The 19,405-nt window shown below is 72.3% G+C and carries 16 protein-coding genes and 2 pseudogenes; 6 read left to right on the top strand and 12 right to left on the bottom strand.

All coding sequences use genetic code 11. The features are described from left to right. Positions 1-370: 370 nt before the first annotated feature. Positions 371-1,219, bottom strand: a complete 849-nt coding sequence (locus ACIRL2_RS20195; protein WP_395874608.1) for a hypothetical protein — start codon at positions 1,217-1,219, stop codon at positions 371-373. Then, positions 1,216-2,202, bottom strand: coding sequence for an ABC transporter ATP-binding protein (locus tag ACIRL2_RS20200; RefSeq protein ID WP_395874635.1), 987 nt, complete (start codon positions 2,200-2,202; stop codon positions 1,216-1,218). The genes ACIRL2_RS20195 and ACIRL2_RS20200 overlap by 4 nt, the downstream gene beginning before the upstream one ends. 192 nt (positions 2,203-2,394) lie before the next feature. On the opposite strand from ACIRL2_RS20200, the gene ACIRL2_RS20205 reads away from it, so the two are divergent. Then, entirely contained in the window at positions 2,395-4,041 is a 1,647-nt protein-coding gene (locus ACIRL2_RS20205) for a DNA repair helicase XPB (RefSeq protein WP_395874609.1), read from the top strand. 29 nt (positions 4,042-4,070) lie between these two features. Here ACIRL2_RS20205 and ACIRL2_RS20210 read toward each other — a convergent pair whose 3' ends face one another. Beyond that, complete coding sequence (locus ACIRL2_RS20210; protein WP_395874611.1) at positions 4,071-4,697, bottom strand: VanZ family protein; 627 nt, start codon at positions 4,695-4,697, stop codon at positions 4,071-4,073. A 73-nt stretch (positions 4,698-4,770) separates the two neighbouring features. Beyond that, positions 4,771-4,980, bottom strand: coding sequence for a hypothetical protein (locus tag ACIRL2_RS20215; RefSeq protein WP_395874613.1), 210 nt, complete (start codon positions 4,978-4,980; stop codon positions 4,771-4,773). A gap of 390 nt (positions 4,981-5,370) precedes the next feature. On the opposite strand from ACIRL2_RS20215, the pseudogene ACIRL2_RS20220 reads away from it, so the two are divergent. Both ACIRL2_RS20220 and ACIRL2_RS20225 read left to right on the top strand, forming a co-directional pair. Then, positions 5,371-5,928, top strand: a pseudogene (locus ACIRL2_RS20220) (HAD family hydrolase); the annotation flags it as partial. Positions 5,929-6,012: 84 nt separating this feature from the next. Further along, a pseudogene (locus ACIRL2_RS20225) lies at positions 6,013-6,774 on the top strand (hydrolase); the annotation flags it as partial. 33 nt (positions 6,775-6,807) lie between these two features. Here ACIRL2_RS20225 and ACIRL2_RS20230 read toward each other — a convergent pair. Then, the gene (locus ACIRL2_RS20230; RefSeq protein ID WP_395874615.1) at positions 6,808-7,044 is read right to left on the bottom strand and encodes a hypothetical protein; all 237 of its coding nucleotides are present in this window, start codon (positions 7,042-7,044) and stop codon (positions 6,808-6,810) included. 203 nt (positions 7,045-7,247) lie between these two features. Between ACIRL2_RS20230 and ACIRL2_RS20235 the strand changes: the two genes are divergently transcribed. Then, positions 7,248-7,631: a cold-shock protein gene (locus ACIRL2_RS20235; protein WP_020556830.1), complete on the top strand. Its 384-nt coding sequence runs from the start codon at positions 7,248-7,250 to the stop codon at positions 7,629-7,631. A gap of 370 nt (positions 7,632-8,001) precedes the next feature. Here the strand turns inward: ACIRL2_RS20235 and ACIRL2_RS20240 are convergent, their stop codons facing one another. From ACIRL2_RS20240 to ACIRL2_RS20255, 4 genes are read right to left on the bottom strand one after another with little or no spacing between them, the layout of a single operon-like run. Next, a complete protein-coding gene (locus ACIRL2_RS20240; RefSeq protein WP_395874617.1) occupies positions 8,002-8,838 on the bottom strand; it encodes a 1,4-dihydroxy-6-naphthoate synthase in 837 nt (278 codons plus the stop codon). Next, complete coding sequence (locus ACIRL2_RS20245; protein WP_395874619.1) at positions 8,835-9,485, bottom strand: futalosine hydrolase; 651 nt, start codon at positions 9,483-9,485, stop codon at positions 8,835-8,837. The genes ACIRL2_RS20240 and ACIRL2_RS20245 overlap by 4 nt, the downstream gene beginning before the upstream one ends. A gap of 3 nt (positions 9,486-9,488) precedes the next feature. Beyond that, entirely contained in the window at positions 9,489-9,947 is a 459-nt protein-coding gene (locus ACIRL2_RS20250; RefSeq protein WP_395874621.1) for a DUF2771 domain-containing protein, read from the bottom strand. Between the two features lie 10 nt (positions 9,948-9,957). Next, a complete protein-coding gene (locus tag ACIRL2_RS20255; RefSeq protein WP_395874623.1) occupies positions 9,958-11,538 on the bottom strand; it encodes an MFS transporter in 1,581 nt (526 codons plus the stop codon). 134 nt (positions 11,539-11,672) lie between these two features. On the opposite strand from ACIRL2_RS20255, the gene ACIRL2_RS20260 reads away from it, so the two are divergent. Further along, entirely contained in the window at positions 11,673-12,524 is an 852-nt protein-coding gene (locus ACIRL2_RS20260; RefSeq protein WP_395874637.1) for a DUF3027 domain-containing protein, read from the top strand. Positions 12,525-12,658: 134 nt separating this feature from the next. On the opposite strand, the gene ACIRL2_RS20265 is transcribed toward ACIRL2_RS20260, so the two are convergent. Further along, positions 12,659-12,916, bottom strand: a complete 258-nt coding sequence (locus ACIRL2_RS20265; protein WP_395874625.1) for a hypothetical protein — start codon at positions 12,914-12,916, stop codon at positions 12,659-12,661. A 213-nt stretch (positions 12,917-13,129) separates the two neighbouring features. Here ACIRL2_RS20265 and ACIRL2_RS20270 point away from each other — a divergent pair, with 213 nt between their 5' ends. Further along, the gene (locus ACIRL2_RS20270) at positions 13,130-16,204 is read left to right on the top strand and encodes a sacsin N-terminal ATP-binding-like domain-containing protein (RefSeq protein WP_402233802.1); all 3,075 of its coding nucleotides are present in this window, start codon (positions 13,130-13,132) and stop codon (positions 16,202-16,204) included. A gap of 90 nt (positions 16,205-16,294) precedes the next feature. Here the strand turns inward: ACIRL2_RS20270 and ACIRL2_RS20275 are convergent, their stop codons facing one another. Both ACIRL2_RS20275 and ACIRL2_RS20280 read right to left on the bottom strand, forming a co-directional pair. Continuing rightward, a complete protein-coding gene (locus ACIRL2_RS20275) occupies positions 16,295-18,625 on the bottom strand; it encodes a cation-translocating P-type ATPase (RefSeq protein WP_402233803.1) in 2,331 nt (776 codons plus the stop codon). 170 nt (positions 18,626-18,795) lie between these two features. Then, positions 18,796-19,405 (bottom strand): hypothetical protein (locus ACIRL2_RS20280; protein ID WP_402233805.1); only part of this gene is annotated, 610 nt, incomplete at its 5' end.

A 19,405-nucleotide genomic window follows, 5' to 3' on the forward strand; every position in this document is an offset into this window, starting at 1 on the left:
AAGCGGAGGGACACACCGTCCCGAGCGAGGCGCCGCTTTTTCTTGGAGGAGCGAAGCGGAGGAAAGAAAAAGCGGCGCCTCGCGAGCCGGCGACGAAGTCGCCCAAAAAACAGCAACGCCGCCGCCACGCCCCGGCCCGCCCACGCCCCGGCCCGCCCACGCCCCGGCCCGCCCACGACTCACCCGCCCACGACTCACCCGCCCACGACTCACCCGCCCACGACTCACCCGCCCACGACCCACCCGCCCACGACCCACCCACCCGCGACCCACCCACCCACGACCCACCCACCCGCGACCCACCCCCACGCGACCCACCCCCACGCGAGCCGTCGACGCAGCCGCCCGGCACCGCCCGGCACCGCCCGACTCACATCTCCCGGCGCCCGATCCGCCACACCGCGAGCCACACGCTCAGCGCGGACAGGACCACGGCGACCACCAGGTTGTCGACGTACTCGCCGGGAGTGTGCCCGCGCAGCAGGTCGACCTGGCAGTTGAAGAGCTGGCTCGGCAACCAGTGCTGCAACGGGCGCCACAGCGCCGCGACCGGCATCAGCACGAACGCGACCAGGGACCCGCCGAAGATCGCCACGGGACGGCGCAGGAACGCCGCCATCGCGGCGACCACGCTCACCTCCAGCACGACGCCCACGATCCCGTAGAAGGACCCGTAGAAGACGGCCTTCGCCGGCAGCGGGCCGAACATCCAGTGCACCTGGGCCCAGGCGATCAGGTTGCCCATCAGGTAGGCCAAAGAGACCGCCGCCGTGGTCACCGTGTACCGCGGCACCACCAGATCGCGACGTCGCCGCACCCGGGTGCGATGGAACGCGGCCAGACCCGGTCGATGGTCGACCGCGAGCGCGCTCGCCATCAGCGCGAGGCCGACCAGGATGCCGATCTGGCCGGCGGCGTAGGTGTACACCGCCATCCCGCTGTCCGCCCGCATCCCGCCCACCGGTGCCACCGCGTCGATGTGCAGGGCCTCGACGATGCGATCACGGTGCTTGGCGAAGACCGGGCCGATCAGGCCCACGCCCGGATAGGCGACCAGGAGCAGCAACAATCGTTTGGTGCGCACCAGCCGCAGCCACTCCAGGCGCCACAGCCCCAGTCGGCGCGGCCCGCGCGGGAGCACCCGCGCCGCGTCGGCCACCACCGCGGGCGGGCCGGCCGACGTCGACGCGGGCGCCTGAACGGCGCCGGATCGGGTCATCGCGGACCGCCGGTGATGGACAGGAATGCCGCCTCCAGGTCCGACTCCTCCGGCGCGACCGACACCAACCGGGCCGTGCTGCGGCTGAGCACCTCGGCGAGGTGCCGCTCACCGGCCTCCAGCGACCGTGCCTCCACCCGGAACAGCCCCGGCCGCAGCGACGACACGCGCGCGACCCAGCTCTCCGCGGCGAACGCGCGCAACAGGTCGGTGCCGCCACCGCGCACCCGGACCAGCCAGCTCGGCCGCATGTGCGTGTCCACCAGTTCGGCGGTCGGCCCCTGGTAGAGCAGCCGGCCCGCGCGCACCACGCCCACGTGATCGCAGACCCGCTGTACGTCGGCCAGGATGTGGCTGGAGAAGACGACCGTGGTGTGCTCGCGCAGGCTCGCCACCAGGTCGAGCACGTCCGCCCGACCGCGCGGGTCCAGCGCGGAGGTGGGCTCGTCCAGGATCAGCAGTTCGGGGTCGGCCACCAGCGCGGCGGCCAGGCCCAGGCGCAGCGTCATGCCGCGCGAGAGCGAGCCGGCCTTGCGGTCGCCGCACGCGGACAGGCCGGTGCGATGCAGGGCGACCTTGACCTTCTCCCGGGGCAGCCGACGGTCGACGAGGTTTCCGGCCAGTTCGACCACCTCGGACGCGGTCAGCCAGGGCTCGAATTCGGGCACGTCCGTGGACACCGCGACGCGGCGTCGATCGACGCCGAAGACCACCTCGCCGGAATCCGCCCGCCGGGTGCCGCCCATGATCGACAACAGCGTGGTCTTGCCCGCGCCGTTGGGTCCCACCAGGCCGTATACGCAACCGCGCGGCACCTTCAGGTCTATGCCGAAGATCCCGGTGCCGCCGCCGTAGTCCCGGGTCAGGGCACGGGTGGACACGGCGGGACCCATGGGTTCGCCGGTGTGCTCGGGGGTCTCGGCGGCGGTGCGATCGGGACGGGGAACCCGATCGTCGGAGGCCGACGACGTTTGTTGCGCCATCAAGTATCCAGGGTAGGTAGGCCGGCCGGTTTGTGTGTTCCTCCGTAAGGATGGGTCTGGCGCTCCTCCCTGGGCAGTACGGTCCCTAATGCCTGCTCCCGCCGATGACAAACGGTTTTCGGAACACGGCCGCCGAGCGGATGGTTGACACTTGTTGGTCCCGTCCCCTCCTCCTTGCGGAAAGGTTGGCCCGTGCCCGATGGCCCGCTGATCGTCCAGTCCGACAAAACCCTGCTCCTCGAGGTCGGGCACGAGGCCTCCGCCGACTGCCGCCGGGCCATCGCGCCGTTCGCCGAGCTCGAGCGCGCCCCGGAGCACGTGCACACCTATCGGCTGACCCCGCTGGGCCTGTGGAACGCGCGCGCCGCCGGCCACGACGCCGAGCAGGTCGTGGACGTACTGCTGCGCTACTCGCGCTACCCGGTGCCCAACGCGCTGCTCGTGGACGTCGCGGAGACGATGGGCCGCTACGGCCGGCTCCAACTGTCCAAGCACCCCACCCACGGCCTCGTGCTGACCACCACCGACCGCGCGGTGCTCGAGGAGGTGCTGCGCAGCAAGAAGATGATTCCACTGGTCGGCACCCGAGTGGACCCGGACACCGTGGTGGTGCACCCCTCCGAGCGCGGGCAGATCAAGCAGGTGCTGCTCAAGCTCGGCTGGCCCGCCGAGGACTTCGCGGGCTACGTGGACGGCGAGGCGCACACGATCGACCTGGCCGAGGACGGCTGGCAGTTGCGGCCGTACCAGCAGGAGGCGGTCGAGGGCTTCTGGCACGGCGGCTCGGGTGTGGTCGTGCTGCCGTGTGGCGCGGGCAAGACGCTGGTGGGCGCGGCGGCGATGGCGACCGCGAAGGCGACCACGCTGATCCTGGTCACCAATACGGTCTCGGCCCGCCAGTGGAAGTCCGAGTTGGTCAAGCGCACGTCGCTGACCGAGGACGAGATCGGCGAGTACAGCGGTACCCGCAAGGAGATCCGGCCGGTCACCATCGCGACCTACCAGGTGGTGACCACGCGCCGAAAGGGCGTCTACCCGCACCTGGAGCTGTTCGACTCCAGGGACTGGGGCCTGATCGTGTACGACGAGGTCCACCTGTTGCCCGCCCCCATCTTCCGGTTCACCGCCGACCTGCAGGCTCGGCGTCGACTGGGCCTGACCGCGACGCTGGTACGCGAGGACGGCCGCGAGGGCGACGTGTTCTCGCTGATCGGCCCCAAGCGCTACGACGCGCCGTGGAAGGAGATCGAGAACCAGGGATACATCGCGCCGGCCGACTGCGTCGAGGTTCGGGTGACATTGACAGAGACCGAACGGCTGGCCTACGCGACCGCCGAGCCCGAGGAGCGCTATCGCTTCTGCGCGACCACCGCCAGCAAGACGCGCGTGGTCAAGGACCTGGTCGAGCGGCACCGTGGTGAACAGACCCTGGTCATCGGCCAGTACATCGACCAACTCGACGAGTTGGGCGAGGTGTTGAACGCGCCGGTGATCAAGGGCGAGACCACCAACAAGGAGCGCGAGCGGTTGTTCGACGCGTTCCGCACCGGCGCGGTGCAGGCGCTCGTGGTCAGCAAGGTGGCGAACTTCTCGATCGACCTGCCGGACGCGACGGTGGCCATCCAGGTGTCCGGTTCGTTCGGGTCGCGGCAGGAGGAGGCCCAGCGACTCGGGCGGGTGTTGCGACCCAAGGCGGACGGCCGGGGTGCGCGCTTCTACTCGGTCGTCGCGCGGGACACCATCGACCAGGACTTCGCGGCGCATCGGCAACGTTTCCTCGCGGAACAGGGTTACGCGTACCGGATCGTCGACTCCGACGACCTGGACAAGCAGAGGTAGCCGGGGCGTTCGGTTCGGGGGACGTTCGATCAGTGGCTCGGGCGCCCTTCGGGCGTCTTCGCGGTCCGCTCCCGCCGCCAAAACGGTGTGCGGCGGGGGTGGACGCGGGCGGCCAGGTGCCGGCCCAGGAATATGTAGGCGAGGAACGCGCCGGTCGCGTTCAGGATCACGTCGTCGATGTCGAACGCCCGGCCGACCACGAACAGCCCCTGGACCGCCTCGACGACGAGCATCAGCGCGCCGACGGTGAGCAGGATCCGAAGTGGGCCGCGCAGCCGGGCGGTGACCACCGGGAGCAGTACGCCCAGCGGCGCGCACAGCACCAGGTTGCCGCCGATCTGCCGGACCGCGTCCCGGACTTCGGGGCGGTCCAGGTAGGAGCGAATCGAGTCGCCTGGATCGGTGTTGCCGGTGACCAGGTCCTGCGAATCGGGCTGCGGGGTGAACGTCACCCGGGCCAGCACCAGCGCGAACGCGACCAGGGCCAGTGCGCCGAGCCCGATTGCGATGCCGCGCAGCACGCGGGCGCCGCGCGAGCGGGCGGGAGCGGGACGCGGGTCGGCGACGTCGGCGGCCTTGCGTTTCGTGGGCGTGCGCTTGGTGGTGGTGCGTTTCGCGGCCGTGCGTTTCGCGGTTTTCGCGCCGGGCGTGTCCACCGTATCCACCCCCGATTGTCGGTTCGGCTGCCCTGAGCGGGCGTCTGCCCACGGGGCCCCGGACCATGCGGGGTCACGGCACGGCGTGCCGACCGAGCAGGGTGACCTGGACGGCGGTACTGGTGAACACCCATGTGCCGCGCGCGATCGTCGCGGTGATGTGGGCGGGCCGGCGCAGCCGGGCGCGCACCAGTTCGGGGAAGGCGATCTCGGCGGGGGAGGAGCCGCGCAGGGCCGGCATCCGCAGTGGTCGAGGGGCGGGGAGATGCGTCATCGTGCTCATGTCCTCGACGCTACGTGGACCGACACAACGGGTGCGTCAGCACCAGGGCGCCCGCCTCGGTACCTCTCGCGGATGACCGTCCCCTAGGGGTGGACCGAGCGGCGGACCCGGAGGATCGGGGTCGGCCGACACCCGGGACCGGGACGGGGTCGGGGCGAGGGCCCGATCGCCGTGGCCGGCGCGGGTCGGATCGGCGTGGGGGATGGCGTGCGCCGGGAGCGAGCCCCCGGCGGTCGCGCTCTCGCCTCGAATGCGCCCTTGACGCCACGAACCGGAAACGATCAAGGATGGCCCTGTTCACGGCAACGCACGCAATCGGACATCGGCACGCAACGTGCCTCGTCGTAGGCTGAACGGGTGAATGCCCTCGTAGTTGGTTTCGACCTGGACATGACGCTCGTCGATTCCCGTCCCGGCATCGGGGCGGCGTGGTCCGTGCTCGCCGAGGAGACCGGCGTCCCGATCGACATCGCGCTGGTCGTCTCCCGACTGGGGCCACCACTGGAGACCGAGGTCGCGAACTGGTTCCCGGCCGCCGAGATCACCGCCGTCGCCGCGCGCTACCGCGAGATCTACCCCCAACACGCCGTGCCCGGTACGGACGTGCTGCCCGGTGCCCGTGAGGCGCTCGCCGCGGTGCATCGACACGGCGGCCGCACGATGGTGGTGACCGGCAAGCACGAGCCCAACGCGCGCCTGCACCTGGACCATCTGGACCTGGCCGTGGACCACTTGGTCGGTGACCTGTGGGGCGAGCAGAAGGGCGGCGCACTACGCGCGTCGGGGGCGAGCGTGTACGTGGGCGACCACCTCGGCGATCTGATCGGGGCGCGCGCGGCGGGCGCGATCGCGGTCGGCGTGGCCACCGGCCCGATCTCCGCCGCGGACCTGCGCGCCGCCGGGGCCGACGTCGTGCTCGACGACCTGACCGAGTTTCCCGCGTGGCTGGACGGGCACGTCGCCGACCTGCGGCTCGCGGACCTGCGCGAGCGGCTGCGCGAACTGGGCAGCGTCGCGGTGGCGTTCTCCGGCGGCGCGGACTCGGCCTTCCTGCTCGCCGCGGCGGTGCGCACGCTGGGCGTCCACCACGTGCTCGCGCTGACCACCGAGTCGTCGAGCCTGCCGGCCGCCGAACGCGACGCCGCGCGGGCCTTCGCGGCCCGACTGGGGGTGCGGCACGAACTGGTGCCCAGCGACGAGATGGCCCGCGAGGGCTACCGCGCGAACGGCGGCGATCGATGCCGGTTCTGCAAGACGGAGTTGATGGCGGTGCTCGGGCCGGTGGCGCGCGCGGCGGGGATGGCCCACCTGGCCACCGGAACCAACGCGGACGACGTGCGCGCGGGCTTTCGGCCCGGGATCGCCGCGGCGGCCGAGGCCGGCGCGGTCACCCCGCTGTGCGACGCGGGCCTGACCAAGGCCCAGGTGCGGGCGATCAGCCGGACCTGGGGATTGCCGACCTGGGACAAGCCGGCCGCGGCCTGTCTGTCCAGCCGGGTCGCCTATGGCGTGGCGATCACCCCGGCCCGGCTGGCCCGGGTCGAACGCGCGGAGACCGCGTTGCGCGCGGTGCTGGTCCGGGACGGGATCGCGGTCCGCAACCTGCGGGTGCGCGATCTGGGGCAGTCCGCGCGGATCGAGGTGGACGGCCCGCTGAGCGCCGTCGTGGACGGCCACGCGCCGGCCCTGGCCGCGGTGCGCGAGGCCGGCTTCGCGAGCGTCGAGGTGGATCCGCTCGGCTACCGCGAGGGCGCGATGAACGAACTCCTGGTGGACCCGGAGTCGTACCGCTGAGACACGCCCTGGGCGCGCCGGGGCGGACCGGCGTCAGAGGGTCTTGGGCACCGGTCGACGCCTGCTGCGGGCCGATTTGAACAGCCCAGCGCCGGCCAGCGCGAAGCCGACCGGCATCAGCGCGCTGACCAGGTAGACCGCCGTCGGCAGCGCGTCGGCGCCGATCAGCAGCGGCGTGACGGTGGCGAGCGTGGCGAGCGTTCCGATGGCGAAGAGCACCGCGCCGATGCGGACGAGCCGATCGCCGGGGCCTGCGGATGCGTTGTACACACGCCCAGGGTAGATGCCCCGTTCCGCCCCGGACGCGCCCGGGGCGGGATCCCCATGTCCGGCCGAGAACGCGACCATTAGCCTGGTCGAGTGAACGGGGTCACTACGCGTTCCTGCTCGGATTCGATGTGTGCGCCCCACCCAGCCTGGTAAATGCTCGTAAAAGTCCCGACGAAGCCGTCCCGACACGATCGAGGTCTCCCGTGCCCACCGGCAAGGTCAAGTGGTTCGACACCGAGAAGGGCTTCGGGTTTTTGTCCCGGGACGACGGGGGCGACGTGTTCGTGCACGCGTCGGCGCTGCCGCAGGGCCTGGACACGCTCAAGCCGGGCACCCGGGTCGAGTTCGGCATCGTCGAGGGGCGACGGGGCGAACAGGCCCTCTCGCTCCGCGTCCTGGACCCGCGCCCCTCCGTCGTCGCCGCGAGCCGCAAGAAGCCCGACGAGATGAGTTCGATCATCCAGGACCTGCTCAAGGTCCTCGAAGGCGTCGACAAGACGCTCGAGCGCGGGCGCTACCCCGACAAGCGCGCGACCACGAAGGTCGCCGAACTCCTGCGGGCGGTCGCCGACGAGTTGGACACGTGACGGGTTTCACCCGACGCGTTGTTGCGCGATGCGGCGGGTTGCTCGGTCTGGCCGCCTGAGCGGTGTCCTCAAGCGCCGGACGGGCTGAGTTGGTCCTCAGGCGCCGGACGGGCTGAGTGGGTTGTGTTTCCGTGTGGCGTTGGTCTTGCCGAGCCTGGGTTGTCCTCAGGCGCCGGACGGGCTGGGTGGGTTGGGTTCCCGTGTGGCGTTGGTGCCGCCGAGACCTGGGTTGTCCTCGAGCGCCCGACCGGCTGATGGGGTTGCGTACCCGGGCGCGGGTTGGTCTCGCCGAGGGCTGCGTTGTCATCGGGCGCCGGATGGGCTGGATTGTGCCGGGCGGGCTCGAGAGCCCGTCCGGTGCGGCCGGTGTCTAGGGGAATGCGAGGGCGCTTGCCGGGATGGCGGGGACCAGGTTTTCGGCGGCGGCGCGAGTGAGGAGGTGGGTGACCGCGGCGTGGCCGGCGTCGCCCAGGTCGCGGGTGAACTCGTTGACATACAGGGCGATGTGTTGGTCGGCGACCGCCGGGTCCATCTCCTGGGCGTGTTCCAGGACGTAGGCGCGCGACGCGGCCGGGTTTGCCCACGCGTGTTCGACCGAGGCGCGAGCCGCCGCGGCCAGCGCGGGCAGGTCCAGCGAGCGCTTGGCGATGATCGCGCCGAGCGGGATCGGCAGGCCGGTGTCCGACTCCCACCAGTCGCCCATGTCGGCCAGGCAGGTCAGGCCGTAGCGCGCGTAGGTGAAGCGCGCCTCGTGGATGACCAGGCCCGCGTCCACGACGCCGTCGCGCACCGCGGGCATGATCTCGGCGAACGGCAACACCCGGATCTCGCCGACCCCACCGGGCACGTTGCCCGCCGCCCACAGCCGGAACAGCAGGTAGGCGGTGGAGCGTTCGCTCGGTACCGCGACCACCTTGCCCGCCAGCGCCGCCGGCGTGCTCGCGCCCAGGCTCAGCACCAGCGGGCCGCAGCCCCGGCCGAGCGCGCCGCCGCAGGGCAGCAGCGCGTACTCGTCCAGGACCCACGGCAGCGCGGCGTAGGACACCTTGAGCAGGTCCAGTTCACCGCGCTCGGCCAGGCCGTTGGTGATGTCGATGTCGGCGTAGCGCACGTCCACGGGCGGCGCGTCCGGAAGCAGCCCGTGCGTCCACGCGTGGAAGACGAACGTGTCGTTCGGGCACGGCGAGTAGGCCAGCGACAGGGTCATGGCGTCGGGCTCCCTTCGAGCGCGGCGAAGGCCGCGGTGAGTGCGCGCAGCGCGTCGGGGATGCGCCACGCCGCGCGGTCGCGCGGACCCACGGCGTTGGAGACGGTGCGCAGTTCGAGCATCGGCACGGCGAACGCGGCGGCGGCGGTGGCCACTCCGAAGCCCTCCATGCCCTCGACCGCGGCACCCGGATGGCGCTCGGCCAGCTCGGCGGCACGCGCGGCGGTGCCGGTGACCGTGGACACGGTGAGCGCGGGTCCGGTGGCGAGCGGGATGTCGGCCACCCGCAACGCGTCGCCCACGCGGGCGAGAAGACCCGGGTCGGCCTCGAACGCGCTCGTCCCGAAGCCCAGTTCCTCGATCGGCACGAACCCGTCGGCGGTCTGCGCGCCCAGATCGGCCGCCACCACGCGGGTGGCCAGCACCGTCGAGCCGACCGGCGCGACACCCGCGAAGCCGCCCCCGATACCGGCGTTGATCACCAGGTCGTAGGAGCCGCGGGCGAGTGCCGCGGCGGTTCCGGCGGCCGAGGCGGCCGGACCCGCGCCGACGGCGAGCACGTCGGGACCGGGTATCCGCCACGAACGCGAACCGCCGAGCACGGCGTCGCGCTCGGCGGCCACCGCGGTGATCACCAGGATGGGCAAGGGCTACTTCTTCTCGACCTTGAAGGCCCAGATGCCGCGGTAACCCTGCTTGCCGTCCGGCTGCACGACCTGCACGATCAGCGGCTCGCTGTCCTTCTCCGGCGCGCCGTAGTTCAGCCGAAGGCCCGAGAAGTACGTGGACTTGATCGGGGTGGACGACTGCTGCTTGCCGTTCACCAGGAGCAGCCAACCGGCGTCGGCGATCTTCTGGTCCACGCCGACCGAGAAGGCGCCGCCCTCGGAGACCGAGATCTTCTTGACCTTGGTCTCGTTCAGGCAGCCCTCGACCTTCGTCTCCGCGAGCGTGCCGTTCTCCTTGTAGCACTCGGCCTCGGAGTGAACCGACGTGGTCCCGCTGACCAGGGTCACCAACGGGGTGGGCTTGTCGATGTTGCAACCCGTCAGGGCGAGCGCGCCCAGGACGGCGGCGCCGGCGAGCGCGGCAGGGCGGCGAGTCTTCATGATCGGAAGATTACCGGGCGGCCCGCAGCCGGATGCCGGGGGACCGCTTGCGACGCGCCCGGCGAGTCGTCAGTTTGCGGCCCACGACCACCAGCGCCAGCGTGAGCACGCCGGCCGCCACGCTCATCCCCAGCGTGCCGTTCAGGGGCAGCGCGATGCCGATGCCGCCGCCGATCACCCACGCCACCTGGAGAGCGGTCTCGGTCCGGGCGAAGGCCGACGTGCGCACCTCCTCGGGGATGTCGCGCTGGATCATCGCGTCCAGCGAGAGCTTGCCCAGTGCCTGCGCGAGACCGGCCACGGCCGCCACCGAGAGCACGGTGACCAGGCTGTACATCACCGCCGCCCAGGCCGCGCAGGACGCGGACATCAGCAGTACGCCGACGATGATCGCCTCCGGTGCACGGGACTTGAGCCAGGCCCCGAGCGCGGTGCCGACCGCGTTGCCGACGGCGGCGGCGACCACCACCGCGATGGTGGCCTGGGTCGCGGACAGGTCGGCCACCGGGTGCTGTCGCATCAGGAAGCCGAGGAACATGATCAGGAAACCGGAGAAGCCGCGCATCGCCGCGTTCGCCCACAGTGCCTGGACCACGGACGGGCCCACGCTGCGCAGCCGTCGCGAGGTCTTGACCCGGACCGGCTTGCGGCCGCTCTCGCGCTCGCCGCGCACACCCGGCCCGCCCTCGACCGACCCCTCGAGCGACTCCTCGATCCCGGACTCGGGCACCGTCTCGGTCGTGCCCCCGTCCCGCCCCGCCCGCAACTTGGTCAGCGACACCTTGCGCTTGTGCTCGACGCCGGGCGCCTCGGCGGTGAAGGAGGCCCGGTCCTCGCCCTCGGCCGAGTCGACCTTGGCGGGCAGGGTGAGTGCCAGGATCGCGCCGAAGGTGAACACGACACACGCGCCGTACAGGATCCCGGGTGTGCCGAACGCGTACTTGAGGCCGCCCGCGACGGGTGCCGCGCCCATGGTGCCGATCAGGCCGAACATGGTGATCCGCGAGTTCGCCTTGACCAGCGAGACCGAACGCGGTTGCAGCCGGGGCACCACCGCGCTGCGGCTGACCCCGTACACCTTCGAGGAGACCAGGACGCCGAACGCGGCCGGATACAACTCGAGCCCACCGTTGTTCACCGAGCCGGCCATCAGCCAGCACAGCCCCACCCGGACCAGCATCGCCACCGCCATCGCGACGCGGCGACCGCGGCGCATCCGGTCCAGGATCGGACCCAGCACCGGGGCCAGCAGCGCGAACGGCGCGAGAGTGATCAGCAGGTACATCGCGACCCGGTCGCGCGCCTCGCCGGTGGGCACCGAGAAGAACACGGTCGTGGCCAGGGCCATGGTCACCAGCGCGTCGCCCGCGTTGTTGATCAGATGCAGCTCGATCAGCTTGGCGAGGCCGCTTTCACCGGCCCCCTTGGCCCGGGCCGCGCCGCGTAGTTTGCCGAAGCCGCCGGTGAAGAGTCCGCCGAACCAGCCCAGCGCGCGACGCGCCGGACCTCGGTTCTTGGCGTACGACCCACGGGTCGAGCCAGGCGCACGAATGGTGCGCCGTGATGCGGTGGTGGTCTTGGAGGCTGCCACGCCGGGATCCTGCCCTCGCTCCCTCGGTTGATGCGGTCGCGACACGCCAGGAAGGGCTCGCTCCGCGCGCCCGTTCGGGAATCGGACGTGTTTTGAGGGTATCGGCGGTGGAGACCTTCGACGCGTGAGAGAGAATCACTCTCGTGAGTGCCGCGACCCGTAGTCGAACCCCGGACCGCCTCTGCGCCGAGGCGGTTGATCTTGCCTTCGCTGCCGCCGAGGAAGCCGCAGGTCAGGACTCCGTCGGCGAGCATCTGGGTGTTCAGGTGGATGGTGATCGCCTGGTCACCCACCTGTTCGCGTGCCGCGAGTCCGCCTATCACGGCTGGCGCTGGGCGGTGACCGTTGCCCGTGCGCCCCGCGCCAAGCTGGTGACCGTGGACGAAACCGTCCTCGTCCCGGGACCCGAGGCGCTGCTCGCGCCTGCCTGGGTGCCGTGGAACGAGCGCCTTCGTCCCGGCGACCTCGGCGTGGGCGACCTGTTGCCCACCGACGCCGACGACCCCCGTCTCGAATTCGGTTACACCGGAGCGGACGAGACAGAGGAGGAATTGACCGAGCCGATCGCGCTCGGTCCCAAGGCGGTCGCGTACGAACTGGGACAAGGGCGCGTGCGCGTCCTGTCGCCGGTCGGCCGCGACCTGGCCGCAGACCGCTGGGACGAGCACTTCGGCCGAGCCACGCCGATGGCCCAGGCCGCCCCGGCGCACTGCACGAGTTGTGGATTCCTGGTCAAGGTCGGCGGCCCGCTCGGGCAGGCGTTCGGAGTGTGCGCCAACGAGTACTCGCCCGCCGACGGCCGGATGGTCTCGCTCGCCTACGGCTGCGGTGGTCATTCGGAAGCGGCGGTCATGCCCGCCGCGACGCCCGCCGCCGAACTGTCCCTGGACGAGTACCGGATCGAGACCGTGCGGATCCGCCCGGTCGAGAGCTCGGTGGACGAGGACACCTTGCAGCCCGGCGAGGACCAACTGGGCCACTCCTGATCGATCACGCACACGTGCCCACGACGTCGGGCGACACGCCCGACTTCGTCGACCCGTCCGAATCACCCGACCCGCCCGACCGGCCGAAGCCGCCACCGATCCGGTGGCGGCTTCGGGTCGTTTCGGGTCCGGGTCTAGCGTGCCTGGCCCCGGAAGCCGACCGGGCCCTCGCCCGGGAACTGCGCGGAGCCCTGGAAACGCGCGCCGTCGTCGAAGAAGGTGATGGTCGCGTTGCCCTGCGGGCCGGACCAGGAGAGCTGGGTGCCCGTCGCGGGGCGGGCCTTGTCCGGCACCACGGCGTTGCGACTCTGCACGACGATCGCGAGGTCCGCGTCGTCGTGCCAGGCCGCGTCCGCGCCGCCCCATTGGATCTGTGTGCGGTAGGTAGCCACGTTTCTCCCCTTCCGTAGCCGAGTGGGGTTTCCCCACCCGTTGTGTCTACATCCGAACGCTCCGCTCTCGCCAGGGGTTTGCGGCCGGTCGAATGTGTGTATTTTGTGTGACTTGATCCACCGCCGTCCGCACCGTGGGATCGCCGGGAAGCCGCGTGCCCGGAAACGCAATAGGGTTCCGGCCACATCCGCGAACGAGGGACGGCGCACGGCATGGGCATCGAGGACCGCTTTGGCACCGCTTCGCTTCGGCGAGCCGTACTGGACGCGTGGGTCGCGTCGCCCGCGCGTTTTCGGGAGGACGCGAACGCCGAGGAGGAACTCGCCCTCGGCGGCTATCGCGACCGCCTGGTGGTCGAACTGGCGCAGAACGCCGCCGACGCCGCGGCTCGGGCGAACGTGCCGGGGCGGCTGCGGCTGACCCTGCGCGACGGCGTCCTGGTCGCGGCCAACACCGGCGATCCGCTGCACGCGCAGGGGGTCGAGGCGCTGTCCACACTGCGCGCCTCGGCCAAGCGCGACGACGGACCCGAGGCGGTCGGCCGGTTCGGCGTCGGCTTCGCCGCGGTGCTCGCGGTCAGCGACGAGCCGTGCGTGCTCTCGCGCACCGGCGGCGTGCGCTGGTCCCTGCAGGAGGCCCGCGACCTGGTCGCCGAACGGGCCCGGGCCAACGCCGGATTGACCGACGAACTGGCCCGCCGCGACGGTGGCGTGCCGGTCCTGCGGCTGCCGATGCCGGCCGAGGGCACCCCGCCCGAGGGCTACGACACCTGCGTCGTACTGCCGCTGCGCGACGGCGCCGCGGTGGACCTGACCGCGCGGCTGCTCGCCGAGATCGACGACGCGCTGTTGCTGACGCTGCGCCGCATCGGCGAGATCGTGATCGAGACTCCGGACGGCGTGCGCACGCTGACCAGCCGCGCCGACGGCGGCGCGCTCGTGGTCGGCGACGACGGCGTGGAGACCCGCTGGCGGGTCGCCGAGGACGGCGGCGCGCTCGAACCCGAACTGCTCGCCGACCGGCCCACCGAGGAGCGCCGCCGGGCCGCGTGGTCGGTGCTGTGGGCCGTGCCGCTGGACGCCGCCGATCAGCCGCGCCGACCGGGCGTGCGGCCCGTGGTGCACGCCCCCACGCCCACGGACGAGCCGCTGGGGCTGCCCGCGCTGCTCGTCGCGTCCTTCCCGCTGGACCCGACCCGCCGGCACACCGCGCCCGGCCCGCTGCGCGACTTCCTGATCGAGCGGGCCGCGGAGACCTACGCCACCCTGCTGGGCACCTGGCCGACCTCCACCACCGGCATCCTGAGCCTGGTGCCCGGGCCGACCGCCGAGGGCGAACTGGACGGGCTGCTGCGGCACCGGGTGTTGACCCGGCTCGCCGACACCGCGTTCCTGCCCGCCGCCGCGCCCGCCTCCGAGGCCGAGCCGGACGACCCGGACGCGCTGCTGCTCGACCGCGGCACCGCCGCGCGCGACCGCGACCTGCTGCGCCCACGCGACGCGGTGCTGATCGAGACCGCCGGCCCGGGCCTGGTCGACGCGCTGGCGCCGGTGGTGGCCGGGTTGCTGCCCGCGGGTCTGGACCGCAGCGCGGCGCTGCGGGTGCTGGGGGTGCGCCGGTTGCCGCTGGCCGAGGTGGTCGACCAGTTGGCCGGCATGGACCGGGAGCCGGCCTGGTGGCGCGACCTCTACGACGCGTTCGACCCGGCCGCACGGGACGCGCTGGGCGCGCTGCCGGTGCCGCTCGCGGACGGGCGGGTGGTGCGCGGGCCGCGCGGGATCCTGCTGCCCTGCCCGGACAGCCCGGACCTGGCCGCGTTGGACGTGCTCCGGCTGCGGGTCGCGCACCCCGAGGCGACCCACCCGCTGCTGGAGCGGCTCGGCGCGATCCGGGCCACCCCGCGCGCGGTGCTCGCCGACCCCGCGGTGCGCGCGGCGGTGACCGAGAGCGAGGACGGCGACGACATCGCCGACGCGATCCTGGAACTGGTCCGGGCCGCCCGGATCGGCCCCGGCGACGAACCGTGGTTGTCCGCGCTGCTGTTGCCGGACGTGGACGGCGACGCGGTCCCGGCCGGCGAACTGATGTTGCCCGGCAGCCGGATCGCCGCGGTGGTCGAGCCGGACGCGCTCGGCATCGTCTACCCGGACCTGGTCGAGCGCTGGGGCGAGGACGTGCTGGAGGCGGTCGGCGTGCTCGGCACGTTCGGCCTGGTCCAGGAGGACGACGTGGTGCTCGACCACGACGGCTGCGACCACGACCTGGACGCCGAGGACGACTGGCTCGACGACGTGCTCGACCACATGCCGGACCAGGGGGTGCCGCCGGTGCTGGCGTCCTTCGTCGCGGTGCGCGATCTGGACCTGGTCGCCGACGACGCGTGGGACGAGGCGCTGGAGGTGATCGCCACGCCGCCGCTGCGCACCGCGGTGACGGAGCCGGCGCACGTGCTGTTGCCGGACGGCGGTACGGCCCGGGTGCCCTCGTACACGGCGTGGTGGCTGCGCGGGCATCCGGTGCTGGACGGCCGGCGTCCGGCGGGTCTGCTCGCTGCCGACGGGGATCGGCTGCTGCACGGGCTCTACGACGAGGTCCGGGCGAGCCTGGACCCGGTCTTCCTGACCGCCCTGGGGGTGCGTACGACGCTTGTGGCGCTGCTGACCGACCCGGACGGCCCGGACGAACTCCTGGAGCGCCTGGCGGACCCGGAGCGGCCCGTGACCCGCGATCAGCTTCGCGCGCTGTACACCGCGCTCGCCGACGTCGCGCCGGAGCGGCTGTCCGCGCCGACCGAGCTGCGCGGCGTCTCGGGCGGCCGGATGACCGTCGCCGACGTGGCGGACGCACTGGTGGGCGACGCGCCGGACCTGGCGGCGCTGGTCGCCGACGACGCCACGCACGTGGTGCTCCCGGTCCGCCCGGACCGCGCGGAGGCGCTGGCCGACCTGCTCGACGTACCGCTGCTGTCCGAGACGATCCCGGGCAAGGTGCTCTCCGAGGGCACCCGGCACGAGGTGCCCGACGATGTGCTGGCCGCGATGCCGGACGCGCCCAAGGAGTACTTCGAGCACGAGGAACTGGTCGTCTCCGGCCCGAACGAGAGCGAACTCGACGCGGACTGGCGCTACGTCGACGGTCAGGTGCACGCCACCACGTTCGAGGGTGTCGCCCGCGGCCTGGCCTGGGCGGCGGGGGAGTGGCACCGCCGCTTCGAGGTGGAACAACTGCTCACCCACCCGGAGAACGCCGCGCACTTCGCCACGGAACGCGACTTCGACGGGGTGTGAGGGCGACCCGACCATTCCGGGACGCCCGGCCTCACCGCCGGGCGGCCCGGAGCGTTTCCTCGATCGCCCGACGGCGGCTCGCGGACACGCCTAGGCATGTTGGCGCCGCACCCAGCCGGAGACGCGCCAGCCCAGTTCGAGCAGGGCCGCGCCGATCAGCGCGATGCCCACCGCCGTGCCGTTGTTGCCCTGGTCCTGCGGATACAGCGCGAAGAAGTCGGCCACGAACGGGACGTAGAGCGCGATCAGGAAGGCCGCCCCCATCGCCGCGATCAGCGCGATCCGCCACCACGTGTACGGGCGGGCGACGATCGCCAGGATCCAGATCGCGACCAGGAACAGGGTGATCACCGCGCTGGTGCGGTCCTGGTCGAGACTCGAGCCGTGGTTGAGGCGGGCCAGCCAGTAGGTCAGGAACGTGGCCGCCGCGGCGACCACGCCGCCGGGGATCGCGAAGCGCAACACGCGCGGCACGAAGCCCGGTCGGGCCCGCTCGGCGTTCGGGGCCAGGGCGAGGAAGAAGGCCGGTACGCCGATGGTGAGCGAGCCGATCAGGGTCAGATGGCGGGGCAGGAACGGGAAGACCACGCTCGCGACGCCGGTGAGCAGGGACAGCAGCAGCGCGTACACGGTCTTGACCAGGAACAGGTTCGCGACCCGCTCGATGTTGCCGATCACCCGGCGGCCCTCGGCCACCACCGAGGGCAGTGTGGCGAAGCTGTTGTCCAGGAGCACGATCTGCGCGACCGCGCGGCTCGCGCCACTGCCCGCGCCCATCGCGACGCCGATGTCGGCGTCCTTGAGCGCGAGCACGTCGTTGACGCCGTCGCCGGTCATCGCGACCGTGTGACCGCGCGCCTGGAGGGCCGCGACCATCGCCCGCTTCTGCTGCGGGGTGACCCGGCCGAACACGGTGTTGTCCTCGAGTGCCTGCCCGAGTTCGGCCCGGTCCTCGGGCAATCGGCGGGCGTCCACCGCGTGTTCGGCGCCCGCGAGGCCCAACTCGGCGGCCACCGCGCCGACCGAGAGCGCGTTGTCGCCGGAGATCACCTTGGTCGCCACGTCCTGACCCGCGAAGTAGCGCAGCGTCGCGGCGGCGTCCGAGCGCAGCCGCTGCCGCAGCACTACCAGCGCGGCGGGCCGAGCCCGGCCGCCGGCCTCGTCGGACAAGGCGTCCGCGGTTGCCAGCAGGAGCACCCGCAGCCCCCGCGCGCCCAGTTCGTCCACCTGTACGAGCACCGGGTGGCCCTCGGCAAGCAGTACGTCGGGCGCGCCGAGCAGCCACGTGCCGTGGTCCGCGAAGCTCGCGCCGCTCCACTTGCGGGCCGAGGAGAACGCGGCGACGTCGGTGACCGGCCAATCCGGCGGCGCGGGGTAGGCGTCCACGATCGCCTGGAGACTCGCGTTCGGCCGCGGATCGGAGCCGCCCAGCGCCCCCAGGGCCGCGTCGATCGGGAGCGTGTCGTCGAGCGGGCGGACCTCGGCCACGTCCATCCCGCCCTCGGTGAGCGTTCCGGTCTTGTCCAGGCAGACCACGTCGACCCGGGCCAGACCCTCGATCGCGGGCAACTCCTGGACCAGGCACTGCTTGCGCCCCAGACGCACCACACCGACCGCGAACGCGACCGAGGTGAGCAGCATCAGGCCCTCGGGGACCATGGTGACCAGGCCCGCGACCATGCCGCGCAGCGCGTTGGGCAGGCCGTCGTCGGTGCGCAACTGGCTGATGATCAGCAGGATGCCCACCGGGATCATCAACCAGGTCACGTAGGTGAGGATCCGGTCCAGCCCGCGGCGCAACTCCGAGTCGACCAGGGTGAACCGCCCGGCCTCCTCGGCGAGCCGGGCCGCGTACGCGTCGCGGCCGACCTTGCCGGCCCGGAAGGCGCCGTTGCCGGCGGCCACGAAGCTGCCCGACATCACCTGGTCGCCGACCTTCTTGTGGACCGGGTCGGTCTCGCCGGTGAGCAGCGACTCGTCGAGTTCGAGCGCGTCCGCCTCGACCACCACGCCGTCCACCAGGACCTGTTCGCCCGCGCCCAGTTCGCACACGTCGTCCAGGACCAGTTCGCGTGCCGACAGTTCGGCGGTGTGCCCGTCCCGGCGTACGCGCGGCTTGGCCTCGCCGACCACGGCCAGGGCGTCCAGGGTGCGCTTGGCGCGCAGTTCCTGGATGATCCCGATCGCCGTGTTGGCGACGATGACCAGGCCGAACAGGCCGTCCTGGATCGGGCCGACGATCAGGATCACCACGAACAGGGTGCCGATGATCGCGTTGAACCTGGTGAGGACGTTGCCCCGGACGATCGCCGAGGCGCTGCGGCTCGACCGGGTCGGGACGTCGTTGACGCGGCCGTCCGCGACGCGTTCGGCGACCTCGGCGGTGGTCAGCCCGGGGAGGACGGCGGGGGCTTCGATCATGTACCGACGTTACGTTGGTGAATGTCGGATTCTGTGGCTATTCGTGCCGTGGTCGGCGTTCCGAGGTTGTTCGATTTGCTTTGTTGGCTCTGTGACTATCCGTCTTTTCGTGAGAGTGGACGGCGCCGAGTGGTCGCCGGGCTCCGGGTGGGGCCGGGGCGGCGTCCGGCTCAGTCCTCGCGCGCGCTCTGCAGTCGACGGCAGTACCAGAGTCCGAACAGGCCCAGGCCCGAGCCGGCCAGCGCGCACCACGGCCACCAGCCCCGGCCGTCGTCCTCGAGCGTGTCGCGCATCAGCCACGCGGCCACGAACAGCGCGAACCAGATCAGGCTGCCGACGCCGACGAGCTTGATGATGTCGCCCTCGTGTGGAGGCGGCGGAGGGCGCATGCCGGTGTCCGGGTCGGGGGCCTCGGCCGCGCGCGGCCCGGCCGACGCCTCGGATGCCTCGGACGCCTTCGGCTCGTCTGCTTTCGGCCGGCCGGCGGTCGCGGCGGACCCGGTGGTCCGGCCGTCCGGCAGGGCCGGACCGAGGGCAGGGTCCAGGGCCGGGTCGTAGGCGCTCGCGCCGCGGTTCGGGTCGGGGGAGTACGGGTCGGGCTCGCTCGGCGGGGACACCGCCGCGTGGCCACCGGAGTCGCCCGAGGGGGATACCGCCGCGTAGCCGCCGGACTCGTGCTCGGCCGGCGGGTGACTCACCTGCGGGTAGGTCTCGGCTCCGTAGGCGGTGTATTCGCCGCTGCCGTGCGCGTCGTGGGCGGTGTATTCGCCGCTGCTGTGA

It is taken from the genome of Embleya sp. NPDC127516 (genome assembly GCF_044765325.1).
Classification (GTDB): domain Bacteria; phylum Actinomycetota; class Actinomycetes; order Streptomycetales; family Streptomycetaceae; genus Embleya.